This window comes from Azoarcus sp. PA01 (genome assembly GCA_001274695.2).
Lineage (GTDB): Bacteria > Pseudomonadota > Gammaproteobacteria > Burkholderiales > Rhodocyclaceae > Aromatoleum.
This window is the reverse complement of record LARU01000004.1, coordinates 745,130-768,344: the sequence shown is the minus strand read 5'-3', so window position 1 is coordinate 768,344 and position 23,215 is coordinate 745,130. Positions and strand designations below refer to the sequence as shown.

The 23,215-nt window shown below is 65.9% G+C and carries 17 protein-coding genes; 12 read left to right on the top strand and 5 right to left on the bottom strand.

Features of this window, described 5'->3' with window-relative positions; translation table 11 throughout:
* The first annotated feature begins 112 nt into the window (after positions 1 to 112).
* On the top strand, positions 113 to 1,903 hold the full coding sequence (locus PA01_15710; GenBank protein KON79889.1) for an acyl-CoA dehydrogenase: 1,791 nt from the start codon (positions 113 to 115) through the stop codon (positions 1,901 to 1,903).
* A gap of 178 nt (positions 1,904 to 2,081) precedes the next feature.
* On the opposite strand, the gene PA01_15705 is transcribed toward PA01_15710, so the two are convergent.
* Positions 2,082 to 3,323 (bottom strand): polysaccharide pyruvyl transferase family protein, encoded by a 1,242-nt coding sequence (locus tag PA01_15705; protein KON79888.1) that lies wholly within the window; start codon positions 3,321 to 3,323, stop codon positions 2,082 to 2,084.
* A 175-nt stretch (positions 3,324 to 3,498) separates the two neighbouring features.
* Here PA01_15705 and PA01_15700 point away from each other — a divergent pair, with 175 nt between their 5' ends.
* From PA01_15700 to PA01_15680, 5 genes are all read left to right on the top strand, one after another.
* Positions 3,499 to 5,403 (top strand): radical SAM protein, encoded by a 1,905-nt coding sequence (locus PA01_15700; GenBank protein KON80393.2) that lies wholly within the window; start codon positions 3,499 to 3,501, stop codon positions 5,401 to 5,403.
* Between the two features lie 240 nt (positions 5,404 to 5,643).
* Positions 5,644 to 5,856 carry a hypothetical protein gene (locus PA01_15695; GenBank protein KON80392.1) on the top strand — a complete coding sequence of 71 codons (213 nt, stop codon included), beginning with the start codon at positions 5,644 to 5,646 and terminating at the stop codon, positions 5,854 to 5,856.
* 159 nt (positions 5,857 to 6,015) lie between these two features.
* Positions 6,016 to 6,447, top strand: coding sequence for a PaaI family thioesterase (locus PA01_15690; GenBank protein KON79887.1), 432 nt, complete (start codon positions 6,016 to 6,018; stop codon positions 6,445 to 6,447).
* 450 nt (positions 6,448 to 6,897) lie between these two features.
* Positions 6,898 to 8,997 (top strand): TonB-dependent siderophore receptor, encoded by a 2,100-nt coding sequence (locus tag PA01_15685; GenBank protein KON79886.1) that lies wholly within the window; start codon positions 6,898 to 6,900, stop codon positions 8,995 to 8,997.
* A gap of 139 nt (positions 8,998 to 9,136) precedes the next feature.
* A complete protein-coding gene (locus PA01_15680) occupies positions 9,137 to 9,469 on the top strand; it encodes a thioredoxin family protein (protein KON79885.1) in 333 nt (110 codons plus the stop codon).
* 12 nt (positions 9,470 to 9,481) lie between these two features.
* On the opposite strand, the gene PA01_15675 is transcribed toward PA01_15680, so the two are convergent.
* The 4 genes from PA01_15675 to PA01_15660 form a co-directional block, all read right to left on the bottom strand.
* Positions 9,482 to 9,880, bottom strand: a complete 399-nt coding sequence (locus PA01_15675; GenBank protein KON79884.1) for a S4 domain-containing protein — start codon at positions 9,878 to 9,880, stop codon at positions 9,482 to 9,484.
* Between the two features lie 82 nt (positions 9,881 to 9,962).
* The gene (locus PA01_15670) at positions 9,963 to 10,685 is read right to left on the bottom strand and encodes a BON domain-containing protein (protein ID KON79883.1); all 723 of its coding nucleotides are present in this window, start codon (positions 10,683 to 10,685) and stop codon (positions 9,963 to 9,965) included.
* A gap of 222 nt (positions 10,686 to 10,907) precedes the next feature.
* A complete protein-coding gene (locus PA01_15665) occupies positions 10,908 to 13,232 on the bottom strand; it encodes a MoaD/ThiS family protein (protein ID KON79882.1) in 2,325 nt (774 codons plus the stop codon).
* A gap of 234 nt (positions 13,233 to 13,466) precedes the next feature.
* Complete coding sequence (locus PA01_15660; GenBank protein ID KON79881.2) at positions 13,467 to 14,663, bottom strand: porin; 1,197 nt, start codon at positions 14,661 to 14,663, stop codon at positions 13,467 to 13,469.
* A 299-nt stretch (positions 14,664 to 14,962) separates the two neighbouring features.
* On the opposite strand from PA01_15660, the gene PA01_15655 reads away from it, so the two are divergent.
* The 6 genes from PA01_15655 to PA01_15630 all read left to right on the top strand — a co-directional run bounded on the left by PA01_15655 (position 14,963) and on the right by PA01_15630 (position 23,177).
* The gene (locus PA01_15655; GenBank protein ID KON79880.1) at positions 14,963 to 16,012 is read left to right on the top strand and encodes a TRAP transporter substrate-binding protein; all 1,050 of its coding nucleotides are present in this window, start codon (positions 14,963 to 14,965) and stop codon (positions 16,010 to 16,012) included.
* A gap of 120 nt (positions 16,013 to 16,132) precedes the next feature.
* Positions 16,133 to 16,654, top strand: a complete 522-nt coding sequence (locus PA01_15650) for a TRAP transporter small permease (protein ID KON79879.1) — start codon at positions 16,133 to 16,135, stop codon at positions 16,652 to 16,654.
* Positions 16,651 to 17,970 carry a TRAP transporter large permease gene (locus tag PA01_15645; GenBank protein ID KON79878.1) on the top strand — a complete coding sequence of 440 codons (1,320 nt, stop codon included), beginning with the start codon at positions 16,651 to 16,653 and terminating at the stop codon, positions 17,968 to 17,970. The genes PA01_15650 and PA01_15645 overlap by 4 nt, the downstream gene beginning before the upstream one ends.
* Positions 17,971 to 18,132: 162 nt before the next feature.
* Positions 18,133 to 19,614: an AMP-binding protein gene (locus PA01_15640; GenBank protein KON79877.1), complete on the top strand. Its 1,482-nt coding sequence runs from the start codon at positions 18,133 to 18,135 to the stop codon at positions 19,612 to 19,614.
* Positions 19,615 to 19,671: 57 nt separating this feature from the next.
* Positions 19,672 to 21,813 (top strand): XylR N-terminal domain-containing protein, encoded by a 2,142-nt coding sequence (locus PA01_15635; protein ID KON79876.1) that lies wholly within the window; start codon positions 19,672 to 19,674, stop codon positions 21,811 to 21,813.
* Positions 21,810 to 23,177 (top strand): sigma-54 dependent transcriptional regulator, encoded by a 1,368-nt coding sequence (locus PA01_15630; GenBank protein KON79875.1) that lies wholly within the window; start codon positions 21,810 to 21,812, stop codon positions 23,175 to 23,177. The genes PA01_15635 and PA01_15630 overlap by 4 nt, the downstream gene beginning before the upstream one ends.
* Positions 23,178 to 23,215 lie beyond the last annotated feature (38 nt).

Genomic DNA, 23,215 nt, shown 5'->3' with positions numbered 1-23,215 from the left:
CGAAGCCCTTGTTGTTGCAGGGAATGCCCTTCGACAAGCTCAGGGTGAACGGAATAAATCAGCGCTTCCCTGAGCCCGTTTGGCCGGCCCTGCGCCGGCAGGAGTTGCCACCATGCACGACTACGCTGCGCCGCTGCGCGACATGCACTTCATCCTGCGGGAGCTCGCCGGCCAGGACGCGGTTTCTGCGCTGCCCGGATTCGAGGACGCGATGCCGGACGTTGTCGAGGCGATCCTCATCGAAGCCGGCAAGTTCGCCGCCGGCGTGCTCGCGCCGATCAATTTCCCGGGCGACATGCAGGGCTGCCGGCTCGACGCTGACGGGCGCGTCGTCACGCCCGACGGCTGGCAAGAGGCGTGGGACCGCTTCGTCGAAGCCGGCTGGACCGGCCTGTCGCTGCCGCCGGAATTCGGCGGACAGGGCCTGCCGAAGCTCGTATCGACGCCGGTGTGGGAGATGTGGTTCGCAACGAACATGGCGTTCGCGATGCTGCCGCAGCTGAATGTCGGCCAGGCCGAAGCCTTGCTGATCGCCGCGAGCGACGAGCTCAAGCAGACCTGGCTGCCCAAGGTCGTCAGCGGCGAGTGGGGCAGCACGATGAACCTCACCGAACCGCAGGCGGGCTCCGACCTCGCCGCAACGCGCACGCGCGCCGAGCCTGCCGCCGACGGCAGCTTTCGCGTGTTCGGCCAGAAGATCTTCATCTCGTACGGCGAGCACGAACTGACGAGCAACATCGTCCACCTCGTGCTCGCCCGCCTGCCCGACGCGCCGGCGGGCGTCAAAGGGTTGTCGCTGTTCCTCGTGCCGAAATTCCTGCTCGACGCCGACGGCAATCCGGGCGCGAGGAACGACGTGCGCTGCATCGCGATCGAGCACAAGCTCGGCATCCATGGCAGCCCGACCTGCACGATGAGCTACGGCGACGCCGGCGGGGCGGTTGGCTGGCTCGTCGGCGCGCCGAACCGCGGCCTCGAGACGATGTTCATCATGATGAACGAGGCGCGCTTCGGCGTCGGCGTGCAGGGGGCCGGGCTCGGCGAACGTGCTTACCAGCTCGCGCTCGGCTATGCGCGCGAACGCGTGCAGGGGCGCGACGCGATCACCGGCGAGGCCGGCCAGCCGATCCTCCATCACCCCGACGTCAAGCGCATGCTGCTGTCGATGCGCGCGCGAGTCATGGCGATGCGCGCGCTGCTGTACACCGCCGCCGGCTGGTTCGACGTCGCCGAGCATCATCCGGACGCCGCGTTCGCCGCCAAATGCCGGCGTTACGTCGACCTGCTGATGCCGGTCGCGAAAGGCTGGTGCACCGAAGTCGGCCAGCAGGTCTGCAGCGATGCGATCCAGGTGTTCGGCGGCATGGGCTTCGTCGAGGAGACCGGCATCGCGCAGTTCGCCCGCGATGCGCGCATCATCACGATCTACGAAGGCACGACCGGCATCCAGGCGAACGACCTGATCGGCCGCAAGATCCTGCGCGAAGGCGGCGAGACGCTGCGCGAACTGATCGTCGATCTGCACGCAACTGCCGATGCGCTGCGCGAAGACGCTGAACTGGCGTCGCTTGCCGACCGATTTGCCGACAGCATCGTCGCCGTCGAACGGGCGGCCGAGTGGGTGCTCGCGAACGGCAAGGAACGCTTTGCCGAAGTGCTCGCCGGCGCAGTGCCGTTCCTGCATCTGCTCGGCATCGCGTGCGGCGCGTGGCAGATGGCCCGCGTCGCGCTCGCCGCACGGCGACGGCTCGCGGCTGGCCAAGGCGACCCGGTCTACTTCGCGAGCCTCGTCGAGCTCGCACGTTTCTACATCGCAAGCTTCGGCCCGCAGGCGGCAGCGTGCTCGCAGGCGGTGCGGGAAGCCGGCGGGCCGCTGATCCGCTTCGACCCTGCTGCCTTCTGAGCGAAGTAAGCCCCGCCGTGGCGAGGTAAACCGAGACGGAGAAACAGCCGAGGCCGTTCGCCCTGAGCCTGTCGAAGGGCGCTGCCAGGGCTTCGACAAGCTCAGCCCGAACGGTAATTAGCTGACGAGCCAATAATGGCGAATGGAAGCTGTTTCTTGAGACCCCGCACCGCTCGCTTCATCCGAGCCGCTGCCGGGTTGCGTCGAACTCGCTGCGATAGCGTTCGACGAGTTCGCGCGCGGTCTGCCGCAGCCGCTCCGGGTCGGCGTTCAACGCGTTGCTGATGCCATCGGCGAGGTCGTCCACTGCGACTGTCGCACGCACTTGCGGTGGCTCCCACGTCGCGGCGAACGCTGCCGGCTTGCCGGGCCGCCCGTCTGCGGCCGGGTGGAGCAGGTTGACGCGCGGCAGCGCGAAAGCCATTGCGACGATCCGGCCGTGCAAGCTGCTGCCGCAGTAGCCGCGACTCGCCGCGATCAGCGCGCAAATGTCCCAGATGTCGAGCGATTCGACAATCCTCACCGGTGTCGCCCGCAGGCGCGCGGCGAGCCGCGCGTAGCAGGCCATGTCGTCGTGCCACGGCGCCGCGCCGGCGCGAAACAGTGCGACGCCGTAACCGCTCGAGCGCGCGCTTTGTTCGAGCCCGGCGGCGATTGCGTCGAGCGTGGCGTCGTCGCCGAAGTCGGCGCTGAACTGCATCGCGAGATACCCTTGCGGGAACGCCGCGCGGATCTGCGCGACTTCGCCGACGCGTGCGTGCCGGGCAATGCGCTCACCGAACAGCGCCGCGACCATGACCGCGGAGTCGGGCACGAGCCGGGCGGGGCGGCCTGCCGCGGCGAGCTGCGCGAGCGTCTCGCGGTCCCGCACCCCGACCACCTCGGCAGCGCGAAGATTCGCGAGGACTTCGGCGCGCATTGCCTCGTCGCACTCGCCAAAGCCCGCGCCGCCGACGGCGTTGTAGATCACGCGAGCACCGGGGAAAAGATCGCGCGGCACGCAATACGGCGCGAACGCCCGCGTGCCAAGCCGGCGCTGCGTCCATTCCAGTGCCCATTCCAAGGCCTCTTCCGGGCACCGGTCGAGGCGGGCGACGACTGCGTGCGCGTCCCGCAGCGGGAGCAGCATCACCGCGGCGTGCCACGCGCCACACGTGAGAATCTCGCCGCCGACGTGGATGAGCTTGACGGGGCGCTCACCGCAGGACGCCGCGAGTGGCCCGATCGCGCGGATCGCGTGCCCGCCGAAATGCCGCAGATCGGTGTCGACGAGGCCGGCGAACACCGGATTCCGGTCGTTGAGCATCGCGGCGACGATGTGCGGAAACAGCAGGTCGCCGAAGTTGTGGCGGTCGAACGCGCCGAACAGGATTGTCACGATGTCTGTCTGCGGCGGGGGAACGACCTGACTTCCTGCCACCACTGTCTCCTTTCGCTGCGCGCTGTCAGGGCGCAATGATTGCCTCTAGAATGTGCGGCCCGAGCCCAGCGCAAACCTTGCGGCGATTTCCGAAGGATCATGCCGGTCGCAGTCGTCGGCGCGCGTCCCTCGCGACCCGGTTACCGATCCGGTCCTCCCGACAGGCTCTCCTGCCATGATTTCAGACACCTCCTTGCGCGTTTTGTCGGTGATTCCGCCGATGACGCAACTCAACACGCCGTACCCGTCCACCGCGTACCTGACCGGCTTCCTGCGTTCGCGCGGCATCGACGCGGTGCAGGAGGATCTTGCGCTGGCGCTCGTGCTAGAGCTGTTTTCCGCTGACGGGCTCACGGCGATCCGCGACGGCATCGAAGCGACGCCCGAACGCGAACGCCCGCCACGCGTGCAGGCTTTCGTCGCGCAGTTCGACCGCTACCGGACGACGATCGGACCGGCGATCGCGTTCCTGCAGGGACGCGATCCGACTGTCGCGCACCGCATCGCCGGGCGCAGCTTCCTGCCCGAAGGTTCGCGCTTCGACGCGCTCGACGTCTATGTCGATCCGGACGGAGGCGATCCGCTCGCGTGGGCGTTCGGTGCGCTCGGGTTGCAGGACCGCGCGCGGCACTTGGCGACGCTGTATCTGAACGACGTCGCCGACGTGCTGCGCGAGGCCGTCGACCCGCGCTTCGAGTTCGTGCGCTACGCCGAATCGCTGGCGCAGAGCCAGCCAACGTTCGATCCGCTTGCCGAAGCCCTCGCGGCGCCGCTCAATCTCGTCGACCGCACGCTGCGGGCGCTGACCCTCGAGGCGATCGCCCGCCATGCGCCGCAGCTCGTGCTGCTGTCGGTGCCGTTCCCGGGTGCGGTGTACGCGGCGTTTCGCATCGCGCAGGCGATCAAGCAACACGATCCGGCGATCGTCACGGTCCTGGGCGGCGGATTCGTGAATACCGAGCTGCGCGAACTGAGCGAGCCGCGGGTGTTCGACTATTTCGACTACGTGACGCTTGACGACGGCGAGCGCCCGATCCTCGCGCTGCTCGACCACCTCGGCGGCAGGCGTTCGCGGCAGCGGCTGGTGCGCACGTTCGTGCGCGACGACGATGCGACGGTGCGTTATATCGACATCGGCGAAGCCGACATCGCGTTCGCCGAAGTCGGCACGCCGACCTGGGACGGGTTGCCGCTCGACCGCTACCTGTCGGTCCTCGACATGCTTAACCCGATGCATCGGCTGTGGTCGGACGGGCGCTGGAACAAGCTCACCGTCGCGCACGGTTGCTACTGGAAAAAGTGCAGCTTCTGCGACGTCAGCCTCGACTACATCTCGCGCTACGACGGCGTGGCCGCGACGACGCTCGTCGACCGCATCGAGGCGATCATCGACGAGACCGGCCAGACGGGTTTCCATTTCGTCGACGAAGCCGCGCCGCCGAAAGCGTTGAAGGCGCTCGCGCAGGAGCTTCTCGACCGCCGCCGCGCGATCTCGTGGTGGGGCAACATCCGCTTCGAAAAATCGTTCACGCCCGAGCTGTGCCGGCTGCTCGCCGACAGCGGCTGCATCGCGATCTCCGGCGGTCTCGAAGTCGCATCGGACCGCCTGCTCAAACTCATGAACAAAGGCGTCTCGGTCGAGCAGGTCGCGCGCGTCACGCACGGCTTCAGCGAAGCCGGCATCCTCGTCCACGCTTACCTGATGTACGGGTTTCCGACCCAGACCGTGCAGGACACCGTCGATGCGCTCGAATACGTGCGCCAGCTCTTCGCAGCGGGCTGCATCCAGTCCGGGTTCTTCCATCGCTTCGCCTGCACCGTGCACTCGCCGGTCGGCCAGCAGCCCGAAAGGTACGGTGTCACGCTGGCGCCGCTGCCGCCGGCATCGTTCGCGCGCAACGACGTGCGTTTCCTCGACCCGACGGGCGTCGACCACGACATGCTGGGGGTTGCGCTGAACAAGGCGCTGTACAACTACATGCACGGCATCGGTCTCGACGAAGACGTGCGCAGCTGGTTTGCCGATCGCGTGCCGCGCCCTCGCGTGCACCGCCATTTCATCGCCCGGGCGTTGCGGTGAGCGTTTCGGGCAGACCGATGTCATCGTTGGTACCTGTGGTCGCCGACTTTTTCTCCGGCGCGATCCTTGAGGCGGAGCGCCCCTTGCGCTAGGCTGGTGTCCCAAAGCGGAGGCCGGATGTTGATGGTGGCGTGCCGCCACGACGGCGGCACGATTCGGCAAATCGGGCCGGGCAACCGAAAATCCCTGTTCGCGGGCGTGCCGCGAGGTCCTTCGATACTGGAAATGGAGTGTTCGAGCATGAGTGCGTGGAGCTGTCCTCACGATCTGGAGGGAATTTGTCAGCGGGTGCAGGGCGCGGTATGTTCGCCGGGCATGCGCGGTTGCGAACTCGAAGGCAAGGTCCGGTTCGCGCGCGACGAGATGAACCTGCCGCGCAAGCCGGTCAAGGCGGCTCCCCCTGCGCGCAGCGAAAAGCCTGCCCAAGCTCCGAGGCGCCGGCTGCCGTTCTGAACGCCGCCAGAAAACGGCTTTGCCGTTTCCGCCCCCCCGACGGGGACAAGAAAACTTGAGGCGGCGCGACGTTTTTTCGAGAGCGGGCCGCACGCGACAATCGAGACAATCGGATTTCCGGGCCTCCGCGTCGCCGGGGCCTCTTCTCAAGGACAGTGAATGAGCCGACTCCGCCCCGATGTGACACTCGACGTGCTCAACGAGCGCGGCGGCGAATACCTGCCGGGCTATCTCGGCATCGAAATCCTGTCGGTGGAGCAGGGCACGCTCAACAGCCGGATGCCGGTCAGGCAGCTGCATTTCGCACCGAACAAGTTTCTCCACGCGGCGAGCATCGTCGCGCTGGCCGATACCACCTGCGGCTACGGTACGATGGCGCACCTGCCGGACGGCGCCGAATCATTCACGACGATCGAGCTCAAGAGCAACCATCTCGGCACGGTCAGGGACGGCAGCATCGCGTGTGTCGCGACGGCTCAGCACCTCGGGAAGAGCACGCAGGTGTGGGACGCCGTCGTGACCGACGAGGAGACCGGGCGCAAGCTCGCGCTGTTCCGCTGCACCCAGATGATCCTGTGGCCGAAGTCCTGAGCGGACACCCGATACTCGGATCGCACGGCGGCGTTTGCGCACCATAGCGAGCCGGAACCCGCTCCACAGCGCCTGAAACGCTTCTGCTGCGGTCTGCCGCGCCGCTTGCACGCGCGGGTCCGCTTTTCTCAGCTCCGCCAATTCCCTGCGCCCCGTAGCGTGATCAGCCCCGAAACCGCGCTGCCGCAAAGTCAGCGAGGGTGTGGGTGTCGCGATGACGCTCAATTGAAACCACTTGTCACTGAGAATGCTTCCCGTTTATGATGCGAAGCGTTCTCATTCACGCCCTCACGCCCGACATCATTCGTCAAGGCGGCAATCGAAATACCACCGTCCGCCCTGAGCCCGAACGGTATTCGGTGGCGGGGTTAATGGCGCAAATTTCCCAGTCAACGGCAAGCCAGGCGACATCTCTCCGAGCCAGCCAGGATTCACGAAGGAGCAAGATAGATGTCGTTCAAGATCCGCATGAAGCCCGCGGCAGTGGCGGTGTTCGCCGCGCTCGGCGGTGCTCATGTCGCTGTGCATGCCGCCGACGCGGTGCTGGTCCCGGTTGTCGTCAAGGGCGAAGCCGAGCGGGCCGACGGACCGGTCGAGGGCTACCGTGCGACGCGTTCGGCCACGTTCACCAAGACCGACACGCCGTTGAAGGAAGTGCCGGCGTCGATCACCGTCGTGCCGGGAGAAGTGATCCAGGACCAGGCGATGCGCGGCATGTCCGACGTGTTGCGCTACGTGCCGGGCGTAACGGTGGCGCAGGGTGAAGGCAACCGTGACCAGATGGTCATCCGCGGCAACAACACGACGGCCGACTTCTTCGTCAACGGCATTCGCGACGATGCGCAGATCTTCCGTGACGTCTATAACCTCGAGCGGGTCGAAGTGCTGAAGGGCCCCGGCGGCATGGTGTTCGGCCGCGGCGGCGCCGGCGGAGTGGTCAACCGCGTGACGAAGCGGCCGGTATTCGGCCATGTCGGTGAAGCCAGCCTCACCGTCGGCAGCTGGGATCAGCTGCGCGGCACGGTCGACGTCGGCGAAAAGATCAACGACGGGGCGGCGTGGCGCCTGAACGCGATGGCGGAAAAAGCCAACAGCTTCCGCGACGGCGTCGACCTCGAGCGCTATGGCATCAATCCGACGATCACGTTCACGCCGGGGGGCGCCACCGCGCTGACGCTCGGCTTCGAGCATTTCCGCGACGAGCGCACCGCCGACCGTGGCGTGCCGTCGCGCAACGGCCGGCCGTTCGACGACAGCGAGAGCCGCTTCTTCGGCAACGCCGACCAGAGCGAATCGCGCACCGGAGTGGATGCGCTCACCGCAGTCCTCGAACATGACTTCGGCGGCGTGCAGTTGCGAAACAGCTTCCGCGCGGCGCAGTACGACAAGTTCTACCAGAACGTCTTCGCGGGCAGCGCAATCAGTGGCGGAGGAACGCTCACGCTCTCCGCCTACAACAACTCGAACGACCGGCTGAACGTCTTCAACCAGACCGACCTGACGACCAAGTTCGCGACCGGTGGCCTGCAGCACACGCTGCTCGCCGGTATCGAACTCGGCTATCAGGACAGTGACAGCCGACGCAAGAGCGGTCAGTTCGCCCCCGGCACCAATACCGTGCCGGCGAGCAATCCGTTCGGGACGGCGATCAGTTTCATCCCGACTGCGGGCGACGCGAACAACAACGTCGAGTCGAATACTTACGCCGCCTACCTGCAGGACCAGATTGCGCTGAACGAGCAGTGGAAAGTGCTCGCGGGCCTGCGCTACGACAAGTTCGAAGTCGATTTCAACGACAAGCGGGCGAATCCTACTGACCTGTCGACCACCGATGAGGAAGTCAGCCCGCGTTTCGGGCTGATCTGGACGCCGACGGCGACGCAGACCTACTACGCGAGCTACAGCTACTCTTTCCTGCCCGCCGGCGAACAGCTGAGCCTCTCACCCACCACCGAGGACCTCAAGCCCGAGAAGGCCATCAACTACGAACTCGGCGCGCGCTGGGATGTCGTGGCCGAGCTGACGTTGTCGGCGGCGGTGTTCCGCCTCGATCGCGAGGACGTGCGTGCCGCCGACCCGCTGAACCCGGGCTTCTTCGTGCAGACCGGCGAGCAGCGCACCGAAGGCTTCGAAATCGGTCTGCAGGGCCAGGTGACGCCGTGGTGGCAAGTTTTCGCCGGCTACGCGAACCTCGACTCCGAGATCACGAAATCAACCTCCAGTGCGCCGAAAGGACGCAAGGTCGGGCTCGTTCCCGATCACATGACCTCGATCTGGAACCGCTTCGACCTCGGGCAGGGCTGGGGCGTCGGTCTCGGCGTGATCAATCAGTCGTCGAGCTACACGTCCTTCACGAACAGCGTGAAACTGCCGTCGTTCACCCGCGTCGACGGCGCGGTCTACTACACCTTCAACGACCGCAAGACCCGGATCGCGCTCAACGTCGAGAACATCACCGACAAGGAATACTTCCCGACTGCGCACAGCGACAACAACATCAGCCCGGGAGCGCCTCTCAATGCGCGTCTGACGCTGAGCACGGCGTTCTGAAAACTGATCCTTCCGCGGGCTGATGCGACGTGCAAAAGCCCGCGGAAGAGCGGCCCAAGCGGGCCCGACGGCTTTCGCGAGCCCTCGGGCCCGTTTTTTGATACCTTTCCGCCACCAGACTTTGCCGGAAGGAAATGCCATGACGACGAACACTGCCTATTCCGCGACTGCGCCCGAGCGCGCCGAGATCGATGCGCTGCAGGAGCCTGCGGTCGTCGAGTTCGGCGCGAACTGGTGCGGGTACTGCCAGGCGGCGCAGCCGCTGATTGCCACTGCGTTCGCCCGCCATCCGCAGGTGCGGCATATCAGGGTCGAAGACGGCAAGGGGCGCAAGCTCGGCCGCTCGTTCGGCGTCAAGCTGTGGCCGACGCTGATCTTCCTGAAAGACGGAAAGGAGGTCGCCCGCCTGGTCCGCCCTGCGAATGCGGAAGCGATCGCGGAGGCGCTCGGGCGCATCGACACGGACGCGTGAGGCGCGCCGCCTTCATCCGCCTTCGTTGAACCCCCTGATCTGCCGCCGCGCCTTCTTCGTCGGACGCCCGCGCAGATCGCTGCCCGGCACCGGCGCGAGCCGGCGGCTTTCCTTTTCCGCCGCGCGCCGTTCGCTGCTTTCGGCAGTCTCCTCGTACAGTTCGCGTGCTTCCGGCGCCGGACGACGCTGCTCGTTGAGGCCGCGTACGACGACTGACCAGTGGGCATCGCCCGTGACGATCTCGAGCGTGTCGCCCGGGCGCACGTCGCGAGCGGGCTTGACGGCGTGACCGTTGAGCCTGACGTGGCCGGCCTCGACGGACTGGCTCGCGAGCGAGCGTGTCTTGTAGAAGCGCGCCGCCCACAGCCATTTGTCGAGGCGCATGCGCTCGGTGTTTTCGGCGTTGGCCATGCTGAAACGTGTATTTCCTGAGGGTTATCGAGCGGTGCCCCGACCGCGGCGGGCCGGGCAGACGAGCGGGCGGGTGGCCGGTTCAGCGTACCTCGATTTCGTTGATCACGCCCCTGACACCGTGCAGGAACCACGCGTCCAGTTCGGCGCGCTGGCGTTCGTCGTCCGACGAGACGACGCCCTTGAGCGTGACGACGAAATCGCGACTGCCGACGGCGATCTGCTCCGCATGCACGAGCGGGTCGGTTTCGAGCACGAGGCGCGTCGCTTCGACGACTTCCTCGTCATTGTCCTCTTCGGGAGGCCTGATTTCGAGCGCGTTGTCCACGTCGCGGCAACCTCGCGCCCACCACGCCAGCACGCCCGCCAGGCGTTTGTGGGACAGACTGATGACGTGGCCGCTCAGCGTGATCACGCCATCCTCGACGGCGATGTCGATCGCGCCGCTCGGATCGACACTCGCGTCGCGCAGCACTTCCATGCGGCCCGAACTCAGGACCCGCAGCGTGCAGTTGGAGAAATCGACGTCCCGCGAAATCCGTTTGCACGCCGCGTCGCGGATCGCGCCGTCGGCTGCTTCCGCGGCCGGGGCAATCCGCAGCCGATCGATGACTGTCTGCACCCCCTCGACCGCGGTGGCGGCTGTAACCGCGCGTCGCTTGCTCGCGATTCCCGGCACCTCGCCTGACAAGGTCACGACGCCCGTCGCAACGCTCACGTCGAGCGGATGAAGGACCGGATCGATATGCGCTCCGCGCTCGAGTGCGGCAAGAACCCGGCGCACGATGTCGTCTTTCGTCTGCATGATTCCGTCTCCTTCGCGATGTCGGCAGGGCCGTTTGTCTGATCATAGACAACGAACCCGCAGTGGCGCGATCGGTAAAGGTGGGGTGGTGACAGCAGGCGGGATGGGCAACGCGGGGCCTCGCCGATCCGGGCCCCCAAAAGCGCAGCGCCCCGTTGCTGGCGGGGCGCTGTGGCGCTCTTTATGGTCCGGCCGCGGCGATCGGCGGCCCAGGGCGTGGGCTCAGCCGCCGGCGATGATTGGCACCAGGGTCACTTGGTCGCCGTCGTTCAACGCGGTCTCGCGCTCGCCCGACAGCACCATGCGGCCATTGACCGCGACATTCCACGAATGGTCGCCGAGTTCCTCCTGCGCTTCCGGGAACCGCCGGCGCAGGGCCTCGCGCAGCGCGATCACGTTCGACACCGGCTCGTCGATGACGATGTGCTTGTCCGGCGCACCCGGAATCGCCTTCGGCAGTTCGACGCGGACCGCAAAGCCGGTCATTGTGCGGGCGAGCTGCTGGTGCCAGTCGGCACTCGGCACGCCTTCGGCGTTCAGTCCGGTGAGCGTGTAGAAGCGCGACTTCATCGCTTCGAACTCCTTGCGATCGACTTTCTCGCCCTTGAACGGACCGACTTCGATTTCCTCGTCGAACCAGCGCCGCGGCAGCGTGTCGTCCTTCGCGCGCAGGCCGAAGCGGAAGTTCAGCAGCCGCTCGATGCCGGTGATGTTGCGTCCGATCTCGTTGAGCTCATCGGCGCTGAGCGTCACCTCGGTGGCCGTCGACACCTGTGTCGCGAAGTCGCTGCAGTCCGGCGTCGTCGGCGAGTTGAACAGCTTGGTGTTGAACCGGCACATGCCGACGGAGTCGCCGACGGCGAACGTGTTTTCGCAGCGGCGCACGGCGAACTCCTTGCCGCCGTAGCCGTTTGGTTCGGGCGCGACGGCGCCGCCATAGAGCTGCGTCTTGAATGCGGCGTCATCATTGATGCGCGCGTTGATTTCGAGCGTGACGCGGTTCCTGAGGTGGTCCATGCCGCGGGTCGCGACCGACAGCCCGAGCGCGAACGCCTTGAGGATGCGCGCGTCGTGCGGGTCGGACTGGAACAGGCCCTTGACCGCCATGCGGTAATCGAGCGCTTCCTTCGGGTACTTGCCGCGCTCGACGGCGCGCGACGAGTCCGCGATCGTGTCGCCGAAGCCTTCGCGCTTCGCGGTCATGAAGAGGAGCTTCTCGACCGTGTCGTAGTTGCCCCACGACAGGTCGAGGCCGCCGGTGTGACTGGCGTCGATGATGCCGCGCTGCCACAGTTCCATCGCCCACGCGATCGCGCTGCCGGTCGAGGCCGAGTCGAGACCGAGGTCGTTGAGGATGTTGTTCAGGCGCAGGATGTGCTCCGGCTCCTTCAGGCCGATCATCGGGCCGAACTTGCCGACGGTGACGTACTCCGGGCCGTCGCCCTTGTCGTACTGGTCGAACTTGCCGTCGCCGCGGATGCCGTTATAGGTGCGCTGCTTGCCGTGTTCGACGTCGGCCTGCGCCTTGTCGTAGCTGGCGTTGCCCTTGAGGCCTTTCAGTGCTGCCGAGCCCCAGCCGCCCTTGCCTTCGGGGGTCATGTCGTTGAGGTTGCGGCAATGCACCGGGCACTTGAAGCAGCCGTCCATGCCCGGGCGGTAGGGATCGAAGTTGTCGGCGTCGAGCGTCTCGTGCCACGCGGTCTTCTGGTTGTTCATCGTGCCGAGTGCGCCGAGCACGCGGGAAGGCTTGTACAGGAACGGCGTACCGACCTGCTTGAGCGCATTCTTGATCACCGATGTGGACGTGATCTTCTTGCCGATCACCTTGTTGTGCGCCTTGAGTTCGGCGACCTTGGGCGCTTCGTCCGGCTTGCCGTGCACCATGATCGCTTTCAGGCGCAAGGCGCCCATTTTCGCGCCGCCGCCGCCACGCGCCCAGATCGCCTTGATGCCGCCCATGATGCCGCTGCACAGCGCGAGGTTTTCGCCAGCGCTCGTGATGCGGGCGAGCGCCATGTCCTTGCGTTCGGTGCAGTCGAAGTCGCGCTCGATCGCGCCGGGGATCTCGAGGTTGTCGAGGCCGACGTAAGGCGTCGCGTCGAGGAACTGGACTTCGTCGTGCGCGATGCGCAGCAGCGTCCATTGCGGTGCCAGGCCGTACAGCACGATGTGGTCGTAGCCGTGGCGCTTGACGAAGGACGGGAAGTAATCGCCGCCGTTGGTGTCGAGGATCGCGTCGCTTTCGGGGGAGCGGCTGGTGAAGTTGCCCCGCGTCGCGGCCGGCATGTCGCCGGTGAGCGTGCCCGCGCCGAAGATCAGCGGCACTTCGGGGTCGAGGGCGTCGCGTTCTTCCTGCAGCAGGTTGTAGAGCAGGTACATGTTCGCGCCGCGGCCGCCGAGGAACGTCTGCAGCACGTCGCGCGGCAGGTATTTGCGGCGCGTCTCGCGGCGTTCGAGATCGACGAACAGGGTCAGGCCCTGCGTCGGGAACTGCGGCGCGTCATGCATTCTGGCGCACAACTGCTCGACCTTCGTCCTGATATTCATTGGCGTGTCCGTGGCAATCAAGGGGTGGTTCGAAGTATAGAGAGCAAATTGTTTGACGTCAAACAATGGCGGAAGGAAATGAACGCCTTCGAACGGCAACCGGTTTCCGAACCTTCGGCGACGAAGCTCGGCGTCCATCTCATCCCCCGATCGCTTGGCCCGTCCGGGCATCGAAGCGGAGACTGCAAATGAAAACGGGCGCCGTGGCGCCCGTCGATTCCGGTCAGGAGACGATCAGAACAAGTGGTTCAAACCGATCATCAGGTTGCGGCTCGTGTCGCCGAGCGAAGTGTTGGCCGCGCTGACAAACGACGGGGAGCGGACCGCCCGTCCGTCGTCGTTGCTGATGTGGCCGTAGCCGGCGTAGGCGAGCGTGCGCTTCGACAGCGAGTGGGCGTACACCACCGCCCACGAGTCGGCGTCGCTGTCGTCCGTATCCGCGTCCAGGCGGCCGTAGCCCACCGAGAATTTGCCCGAAGTGCCGATCGGCACGGTGCCGCCGATATGCCAGACGTTGTCGGTGTCTTGCGCTGCGGTCGCATCCTCGATGCGCTGATATGAGCCGGCGAGCTTGAACATGCCGAAATCGTAAGAACCGCCGATATACGCTTCGCGCTTGTCCTCGTCGCCGACGTGTTCCTCCACCTGGCTGTAAATCAGGCCGATCGCGAGCGGGCCGTTTGCGTACTCCGCGCCGATCGCTGCGATGTCGCCTTTCCGGCGGTCGTCGTCTTGGTTGACTTCGTTGAAACCATAGATCGCGTTGAGCGTCAGGCCGCCGAAGTTCGGCGACTTGTAGTTGATCGAGTTGCTGACGCGGGCGGGTCCACCTGCGACCAGGTTCGATCCGGCGGCAGCCGCCAACGCAAACTGCGGGCTGATCGGCACGGGAACGATGGCGTCGTACTTGAACACGTAGTAGCCCGGGTGGTACTGGCGACCGAGACCGATGAAGCCGAAGCCGCCCTGCAGGCCGATGAACTGCTGCCGCGAAAGGTTGGGGGCTGCACCCAGGCCTGCGTTCTGGTCGAGCTCGATCCCGTACTCCAGCGTGAACACCGCCTTGAGCCCGTTGCCCAGGTCTTCGGTGCCGCGGAAGCCGAGGCGCGAACCCGCCCAGCCGCCACTTTGCACACCGGTGAATTTGGCGTCTCCGGTCTTGCCGTAGCCGATGAAAGCATCAGCCACGCCATACACCGTCACATTCGACTGGGCTGCGGCTGAAGCCGAAGCCAGACCGGCGACGATACACGAGACCGCTATGGCAAGACGTTTTTTGTGCATTGATTTCCCCTTTTTTGATGTGGATTCGAAGCCCGTCGCAACTCGTCCGACGCGTATCGGCAAGTTGAACTTTGTTATGAATGGTGCTGCTCTCCCTGGTGAAAGCTGTGGCGGTTCTTGTCGGCGCATCGCCGGGGCGATAACCATTCTTGCGCCAATGTATTTTCCGAATCGTGTCGAACAAATAGTTACAAGTCAAACAAAAGATCAGCAAATTCATCCGTCAGGCGTCGGATGGCTGCGGGCGCGTGCTGCTGCAAAGCCTTCCGAGGGTCAGGGGCGACGCTCCTCCGACGTCCCTTGCAAGAGACATTTGTGAATATCGTAGATTGTTTGATATTCATCAATCGAAGCGAAAATAGGCGGCGCGCCGTGTTGTCGGGCGCCTGCCGCAGGCCTATCGTGCAGGAAAACAAAAACCACGAACCGATACACCGGAGGAGCATATGAGCAAAGGTATTTCAGCTGGATTCAGGGTAGTGGCCGGCGTGGCGCTGGCGTTGGCGGTCGGCGCAGCGTCGGCGGAGGAAGTGACGCTGAAAGTGCATCACTTTCTGCCGCCGGGTTCGACGGCGCACGCGAAGTTCATCACGCCGTGGTGCGACAAGATCAACAAGGAATCGGCCGGCCGACTGAAGTGCCAGATCTACCCGGCGATGCAGCTTGGCGGCACGCCGCCGCAGCTGATCGACCAGGCGCGGGACGGCATTGCCGATATCGTCTGGACGCTGCCCGGCTACAGCGCCGGGCGCTTTCCCGCAGTCGAAGTGTTCGAGTTGCCGTTCATGACCAAGACGGCGGAATTGTCGAGTCGTGCATTGTGGGAATACGTCACGGTGAACAAGCTCGACCAGACCGAGTTCAAGGACATTCATCCGATCCTGTTCCACGTCCATGACAGCGGCCAACTGCATCTCGTCAAAGGGCCGATCGCCCAGCAGTCCGACTTCCGCGGCCTCAAGCTGAGGGCGCCGACGCGCCAGACGAACAAGTTCCTCGCCGCGCTCGGTGCGACGCCGGTCGGCATGCCGGTGCCGCAGGTTTCCGAGGCACTGTCGAAAGGCGTCATCGACGGAGCGATGCTGCCGTGGGAAGTCGTCCCTGCGGTCAAGGCCCACGAACTGGTCAAGTTCCACAGCGAAGGCGATCCGAAAGCGCGCGCGCTCTACACGACCGCGTTCGTCTTCGCGATGAACAAGGCGAAGTACGACAGCCTGCCGGCCGACCTGAAGCAGGTCATCGACGCCAATGGCGGAGCCGAAGCCTCGGCGTGGGTCGGCAAGGTGTGGGACGAGTCGGCGGCCGCCGCGCGCAAACTGGCGTCGGACCGCGGCAACCAGTTCAACGTCATCCCGGCGGCCGAACTCAAGAAATGGGAGAAGGCCGGCCAGCACGTCTATGACTCGTGGGTCTCGGAAGTGTCGGGCAAGGGACACGACGGCAAGGCGCTGCTCAAGAGCGCGCAGGATCTGATCCAGAAGCACGACCCGATCTGAAGCATTCGGCACCCCGCGGTGCGGACCGCCACGGTTCGCCCCGCGGCCACATGACCCGCGGTCTGCGGGTCCGGGGACGAATCGTCCGCCGGCCGGGATCGCCTCACCGGGAGACTTCAAATGTCCGAACCCATTGCAACGCCCGTTTGTTCGCCACGGGATCCGATCGGTCGCTCGCTGTTCCTTCTTTCCCGCACGTTCGCCGCGATCGGCGGACTGGTGCTGGTCGCAGTCAGCATCATGTCGGTGTTCAGCATCGCGAGCCGCGCGCTGACCGGCAACGCCGTACTCGGCGACTTCGAACTGGTGCAGATCGGGTCCGCCGTGGCGGTCGCCGCGTTCCTGCCATGGGGCCAGATGCGCGGCAGCCACGTGTTCGTCGACTTCTTCACGACCGGCCTGCGCCCCTGTATGCGGGCACGCCTCGACGGTCTCGGTGCCTTGTTGCTCGCGATCTGCGCTGGAATCGTGGCCTGGCGAATGACGATCGGGACGGTCGATCTCAGGGCCAGCAGTGAAACCTCGATGCTGCTTGGAGTGCCGACCTGGTATGCGTACATGCTGATGTCGCCATCCTTCGCGCTGCTCGCTGCGACCGCGTTTTACACGTCCTCACAGAAATTCCTGGAGCAGCCAGCATGAGCGGTACGGCCATCGGTGCAAGTTTCTTCGTTTTCCTGCTGGTGCTGCTGGCGCTGCGGGTACCGATCGCGATCTCGATGCTGATCACCGGGGTGGCCGGCTACGTTACGATGGCGGGCTGGGATCCGCTGCTGGGCTATCTGAAAACCGCGGCCTACGGGCGCTATTCGATCTACGATCTGTCGGTCGTCCCGCTGTTCCTGCTGATGGGCAGCTTCGCGTCGCGCGGCGGTCTGTCGAAAGCGCTGTTCGGGGCCGCCGAATCGATGATCGGCCATTACCGCGGCGGGGTCGCGATGGCCGCCGTCGGCGCTTGCGCAGGGTTCGGCGCGATTTGCGGCTCGTCGCTCGCGACGGCGGCGACGATGGGCCAGGTCGCGCTGCCGGAACTGCGCCGGCTCAATTACTCGCCGGCGCTCGCGACAGCGACGCTCGCCGCCGGGGGGACGCTGGGGATCCTGATTCCGCCGTCGGTCGTGCTCGTGATCTACGCGATTCTCGCCGAGCAGAACATTGCCAAGCTGTTCGCCGCGGCGCTCATTCCGGGGATCATCGCCGCCCTCGGCTACATCGCCGTCATCGCGCTGCACTGCCGGCTCAACCCGGATGCGGGCCCGGCGGGGGAACGCAAGAGCGTGGCGCTGCGCATTCGTGCGCTGATCGACGTATGGCCGGTGCTGGCGATCTTCGTCGTTGTCATCGGCGGCATCTACGGCGGCATTTTCACGCCGACCGAGGCCGCTTCGGTCGGCACGATCGGGGCCGGGGTGCTCGCGGTCGCGAAAGGCATGCGCCTGGAGGGACTGATGGAGTCGCTGTACTCGACCGCCGAGGCCACCGCGATGATCTTCCTGATCCTGCTGGGGGCCGACGTGCTCAACGTGTTTCTCGCGCTGACGCAGATGCCCGCCGAACTGGCGAACTGGGTCTCGGGCTCGGGCCTGCCGCCGCTGCTGGTGCTGTTCGCGATCATCGTCATCTACGTGTTCCTCGGCTGCGTCATGGACAGCCTGTCGATGATCCTGCTGACGATCCCGATTTTCTTCCCGGTGATCATGGGCCTCGATTTCTGGGGCCTGGACCAGACCGAGAAGGCGATCTGGTTCGGCATCCTCGCGCTGATGGTCGTCGAAGTCGGCCTCATCACGCCGCCGGTCGGCATGAACGTCTACATCATCAACAGCATGGCGAAGAATGTCCCCATGTCGGCGACTTTCCGCGGCATCGTGCCGTTCCTGATGTCGGACGCGCTGCGCGTCGTCCTGCTGGTTTTCTTCCCGGTCCTGACGCTGTTCCTGGTCCGGTTAATCGGATGAAGCCCGGGACTTCCGGGGATTATCAAAGCGGCACTTAAATACAACCGTTCGCCCTGAGCTTGTCGAAGGGCGTCGCCAAGGCTTCGACAGGCCTGGCTTGGGCGAAGCCGAAGGGCTCAGCCCGAACGGCACTTGGTGGCCGGGTCAATAGGAGAAATCGCAATGAATGCTGCGGAAAGTTTGCTGTCGATGGGCGCCGACACGGCGATCGCGATCGAATGCGACGACGAAAAAGTGAGTTACGCGGTGCTTCGCGACCGCGTGAGCCGCGCGGCCGGCGCGTGGCAGGCGCTCGGCCTGCAACCCGGCAACCGCGTCATCGTGTTCGCGCCGGACAGCATCGACTGGGTCGTTGCCTACCTCGGCGCGATCTGGGCGGGCGGAGTCGCGATCGGCGTCAATCCGCGCCTGTCGATGAACGAGTTCGCGCCGATCCTCAACGAATGCGAGCCGCGCTTCGTGTGGTGCGAGAACGAGCAGGCCAGCGCGCTTGTCGCGCAGGCGCGGACTGCTGCGGAGATCGTCGCGAGCGGGCCCGGCACCTGTAACTGGACGACGCACCTGGCCGCGGCCGAACCGATCGCTCCGGTCGAACGCGTCGCCGAGGATCCGGCGCTGTGGATCGGCACGTCGGGGACGACCGGGGTGCCGAAAGGCGTCGTCCATGCGCAGCGCACCGTGGTCGACGCGCATTCGTTCGCCTGCGGCATCCTCGGGTTGACCGCGGCCGACCGGCTCTACGCCAGTTCCAAGCTGTTCTTCGCTTATGCGCTCGGCAACAGCCTGTTCGCGGGTCTGCGCGTCGGCGCGACGGTGATCCTCGACCGCGAATGGCCAACTGCGGAGCGCGTCGAGTACATGGTCGAAAAATATCGCCCGACGCTGCTGTTCAGCGTCCCAACGCTGTACCGCAAGATGCTGCAGACCGGCGTCGCCCGGCGGATCGCGCAATACGGCATCCGCCACTACGTCTCGGCCGGCGAGGCGCTGCCGCTGGGCGTGCGGCAGGACTGGCGCGAAGCGACGGGCCACACGCTGATCAGCGGCTACGGGACGTCGGAGACGCTGTGCCTGATGCTTTTCAGCGACGACGATTCCGGCCTGATGCGGCCGACCCCGCTGACCGAAGTCCGTCATGCCGACGACGTCGATCCGGACGTGCCGCAGCGCGTGTGGATCCGCCATTCCGCAGTCGCGCTCGGCTACTGGAAGCGGCCCGAGGCGCAGGCGGACGGGTTCCGCGACGGCTGGTTTTCTCCCGGCGACATGTTCCTGCGCCACGCCGACGGGCGCTTCGAATACACCGGACGCAACGACGACATGCTGAAGATCGCCGGCCAGTGGGTCAGCACCTTGTGGGTGGAGCAGTCGCTCGCGTCGGTCTGTGGCGAAACGCTTCATCAGATCGCCTCCGTCGGGGTAAGCTCCGCCGACGGCCTGACGGCGCTCGCAGTGCTTGCGGTGGCAGCGCCGGAGCGCGGCAGCGAAGCGCGCCAGAAGATGGATGAAGGCATTGCGACGCTCCCCGGTCATCGTCGTCCGCGCTGGGTGCACTGGTTCGACGAACTGCCGCTGACGCCGACCGGCAAGCTTCAGCGCGGGCGTCTGCGGGCGTTGCACGAGAGCGCCGTCGGCGTGTCCTGACGGGGGGTTTGCGTCGCGCGCTGGGCAAAAATTCTGCCACGGCAGAGGAGAACGGAAATGCGCGCGGACGAACTTGATTTCTTCTCCCTCGTCGAGCTGCGGCCCAACGAGGGGGCGATCGAGTTCTGTGGCCGCCGGGCGATCCTGTTGCATACCGATGCGATGGGAGCGCTGCGCAAGGAGCTCGTCGAAACGCTCGGCGCGGAGGCGGCGAAAGTAGTCCTGACGCGCTACGGCTTCAGCTGCGGTCACGAGGATGCCGGCCTCCTCGCCGCGTACATGCACCCGGACTCGATCGAGCAGTTCGTCCGCGGCGGCCCGCGCACGCACATGTTCGCCGGCATCGCCGAAGTCGAGACCTGCTCTGTCGAGATCGACTGCGAGCGCCGGCGCTATCGCATGGGCGGCTTCTGGCGGCGCTCCTATGAAGCCGAGCAGCACTTGCGCCTGTTCGGCCGCTCTCGCGAGGCCGTGTGCTGGACGCTGGCCGGCTACGCGTCCGGCTTCGCGTCGTACGTGTTCCAGACCGACATGATCTGCATCGAACACGAATGCGAAGGGCGCGGCGACGAGCGCTGTTCGTGGACGCTGATGAATGCCGACGACGGTTCGGCCGAACTCGCCGAACTGCGCAAGTATTTCCAGCCGCTGAACATCAAGGATCAGATCAACGGCCTCGAAACCAAGGTTTTCGAGCGCACGCGCGAGCTCGAGGCGTCCGAGCAGCGCTACCGCAACCTGATCGAGGATCTGCCCGAAATCGTCTTCGCGCTGCATCTGTCCGGCCGTCTGGTGCAGCTCAACAAGGCCGGGCGGACGCGCCTGGGCATCGACGAGGCCGAGCTGCCGTCGCTGCGCCTGAAGGATCTGGTGCTGCCGGAGTATCGTGCGCAGGCGTCGAGCTTCCTGAAGCAGAGCGCGCGGCAGCGCAGCGTCGCCCGCCTCGACGTCGTGATGAGCGATTCGGCGGGACATCCTTTCCCCGTGCAGCTGCAGGTCGAGCCGGTCATCAAGGGCGACAAGATCGTCGGCTACAGCGGCCTCGCGCTCGACGTCACTGCGCAACAGGAACGCGAACGCAAGCTCACGGAATACGCCGCGCGGCTCGAAAACCGGGAACAGCAGATCCAGGACATCATCAACGACGCGGTGTATATCCTCAATCTGGACGGGCGCCTGAGCTTCGTCAACGCGCGCATGGCCGATCTCCTCGGCGTGCCCGCGGATCGCGCGATCGGCCGGCGCTGCGGCGAATTCATGCTGCATTCGTCGGCCTTGCGACTGGAGCGGGATTTCCGGCGGCGCCTGGCCGGCGGGCAGGGGCAGCCGTTCGAGATCGCGCTCGAGGCGCCGTGCGGGACGAACTATCTCCTCGAAGTCAGCACCACGGTGCTGTTGACGAACGGAAAAGCGGAAGGCGTCATCGGCGTCGCGCGTGACATCACCGCGCGGCGCGAAATGGAGCGGCAGCTCGCCCAGGCGAATCGTCTCAGTTCGCTCGGGCAGTTCGCTTCGGGCATCGCGCACGAGATCAACAATCCGCTCGGCCTCGTGTCCGGCTTCGCCGAAGAGCTGCAGGCGCTGATGGAGGCGATCCCGAATGCCGCGCAAATCCCCGACCTGGAGATCATCCGCGACGGGCTGACGACGATCCAGCAACAGGCGCAGCGCTGCAAGGCGATCACCGACAACCTGCTGCTGTTTTCGCGCCGGCAGACGCCGCCGATCGAGCCGGTCGACGTCGCGCTGTACGTGCAGGAGCGCTTTGCCTCGTATCGCGATGTCGGCCTCACGCGCGGGCTGGAGATCACGTTCGACATCGAGGACCGCTTGCCACCGGTGCGCACGAACCCGACGCTGCTCGACCAGGTGATCCAGAACCTCGTCAAGAATGCGCGCGACGCGATGAACGGCGCGGGCCGCCTGCGCGTCGAGCTGCGAAGCGTGGACGACGCCGTCGAACTCGGCGTGCTCGACGAAGGCCCCGGTCTGCCTGCGGGCGTCATCGACCACGTCTTCGACCCGTTCTTCACGACGAAGCCGCCCGGCCGCGGCACCGGCCTGGGCCTGTCGATCTGCTACGGGATCATGTCCGAGCTGCACGGCAGGATCACCTGCGGCAACCGGCACGAAGGCGGAGCATGGTTCCGGATTTCGCTGCCATACGATGAAGCCGGCATCGAAGGGGCCGACATATGAGCCGCCATATCCTGATCGTCGACGACGAAGCGCTGTACCGCCAGCTGCTCACCAGCCGGCTCGGCCGCGCCGGTTACCGCCTCAGCGAAGCCGCCGACGGCGAAGCGGCGCTCGACTGCGCGCAGTGCGGCGGAATCGACCTCGCGCTCGTCGACATCAAGATGCCGGGCATCGACGGCATCGAGGTGTTGAAGCGCCTCAAGGAGCTCGACCCGCTGATCGAAGTCGTGATCCTGACCGGCCACGGCAACGTCGACACTGCGATCTCGGCAATGAAGCTCGGTGCGTTCGACTACCTGTCGAAACCTTACAAGCTGACCGAGCTCGACATCGTCGTCGAGCGTGCGCTCGAAAAGCGCGCGATGGCGCAGCGCTGCGCGGCGTTGAGCGCCGAAATCGCCCATCTGCGCGGCCCGGACGACGCCGCGGTGATCGGCGCGAGCGCCGCGTGGCAGCGCACGCTCGCGCTCGTGCGCAAGGCCGCACCGCTCGACCTGCCGGTGCTGATCACCGGCGAGAGCGGCGCCGGCAAGGAGGTCGTCGCGAGCGCGCTGCACCGCTGGAGCGGCCGCGCCGCCGAATCGTACGTGCCGCTGAACTGCGGTCTGCTCGACGACGATCTCGTCGAAAGCGAACTGTTCGGCCATAAACGTGGTGCGTTTTCCGGTGCGACGAGCGACAAGGACGGCCTGTTCCAGGTTGCAAGCGCCGGCACGCTGTTCCTCGACGAAATCGGCGAGCTTCCCGCCGCATGCCAGGCGAAGCTGCTGCGCGTGCTCGACAGCGGCGAATTCCGGCAACTCGGCGCGACCGCGCTGCGGCACACCGGCGCGCGCGTCATCGCCGCGACGCACCGTGACCTCGAGGCGCTGGTCGCCGACGGCAAGTTCCGCCACGACCTCCTGTATCGCCTGAATGTCGTCCATATCCATGTCCCGGCGCTGCGCGAGCGGCGCGAAGACATCCCGCTGCTCGTCGACCACCTGATGCGGCGCGCCGCATCCCATCTGCCCCGCCTGCCGCGCCTTTCATCGGCGGCGCTGTCGCGGCTGTGCGACTACCCTTGGCCGGGCAACGTGCGCGAGTTGCGCAACGTCATCGAGCGCCTGCTGGTCTTCAATGACGGCGAGACGATCGACGAAGCGACGGTGTGCTCGATCCTGTCGATCCCCGCCGAAAATACGCCCGCTCCCGCTGCGCGCCGCGCCTTTTCGGCGATCACGCCTCTCGAAGAGTTCGAGCGCGAATACATCGTCTGGGTGCTCGACCAGCTGGACGGCAACGTCAGCGCCGCTGCACAGGCCCTCGGGGTGTCGTGCTCGACCGTGTATCGCTTTCTGCGCACGGCCCAGCCCGCCGATTAGCGCCTGCCCGACGGGCAGGAGGCGACGACGAGCCGGAC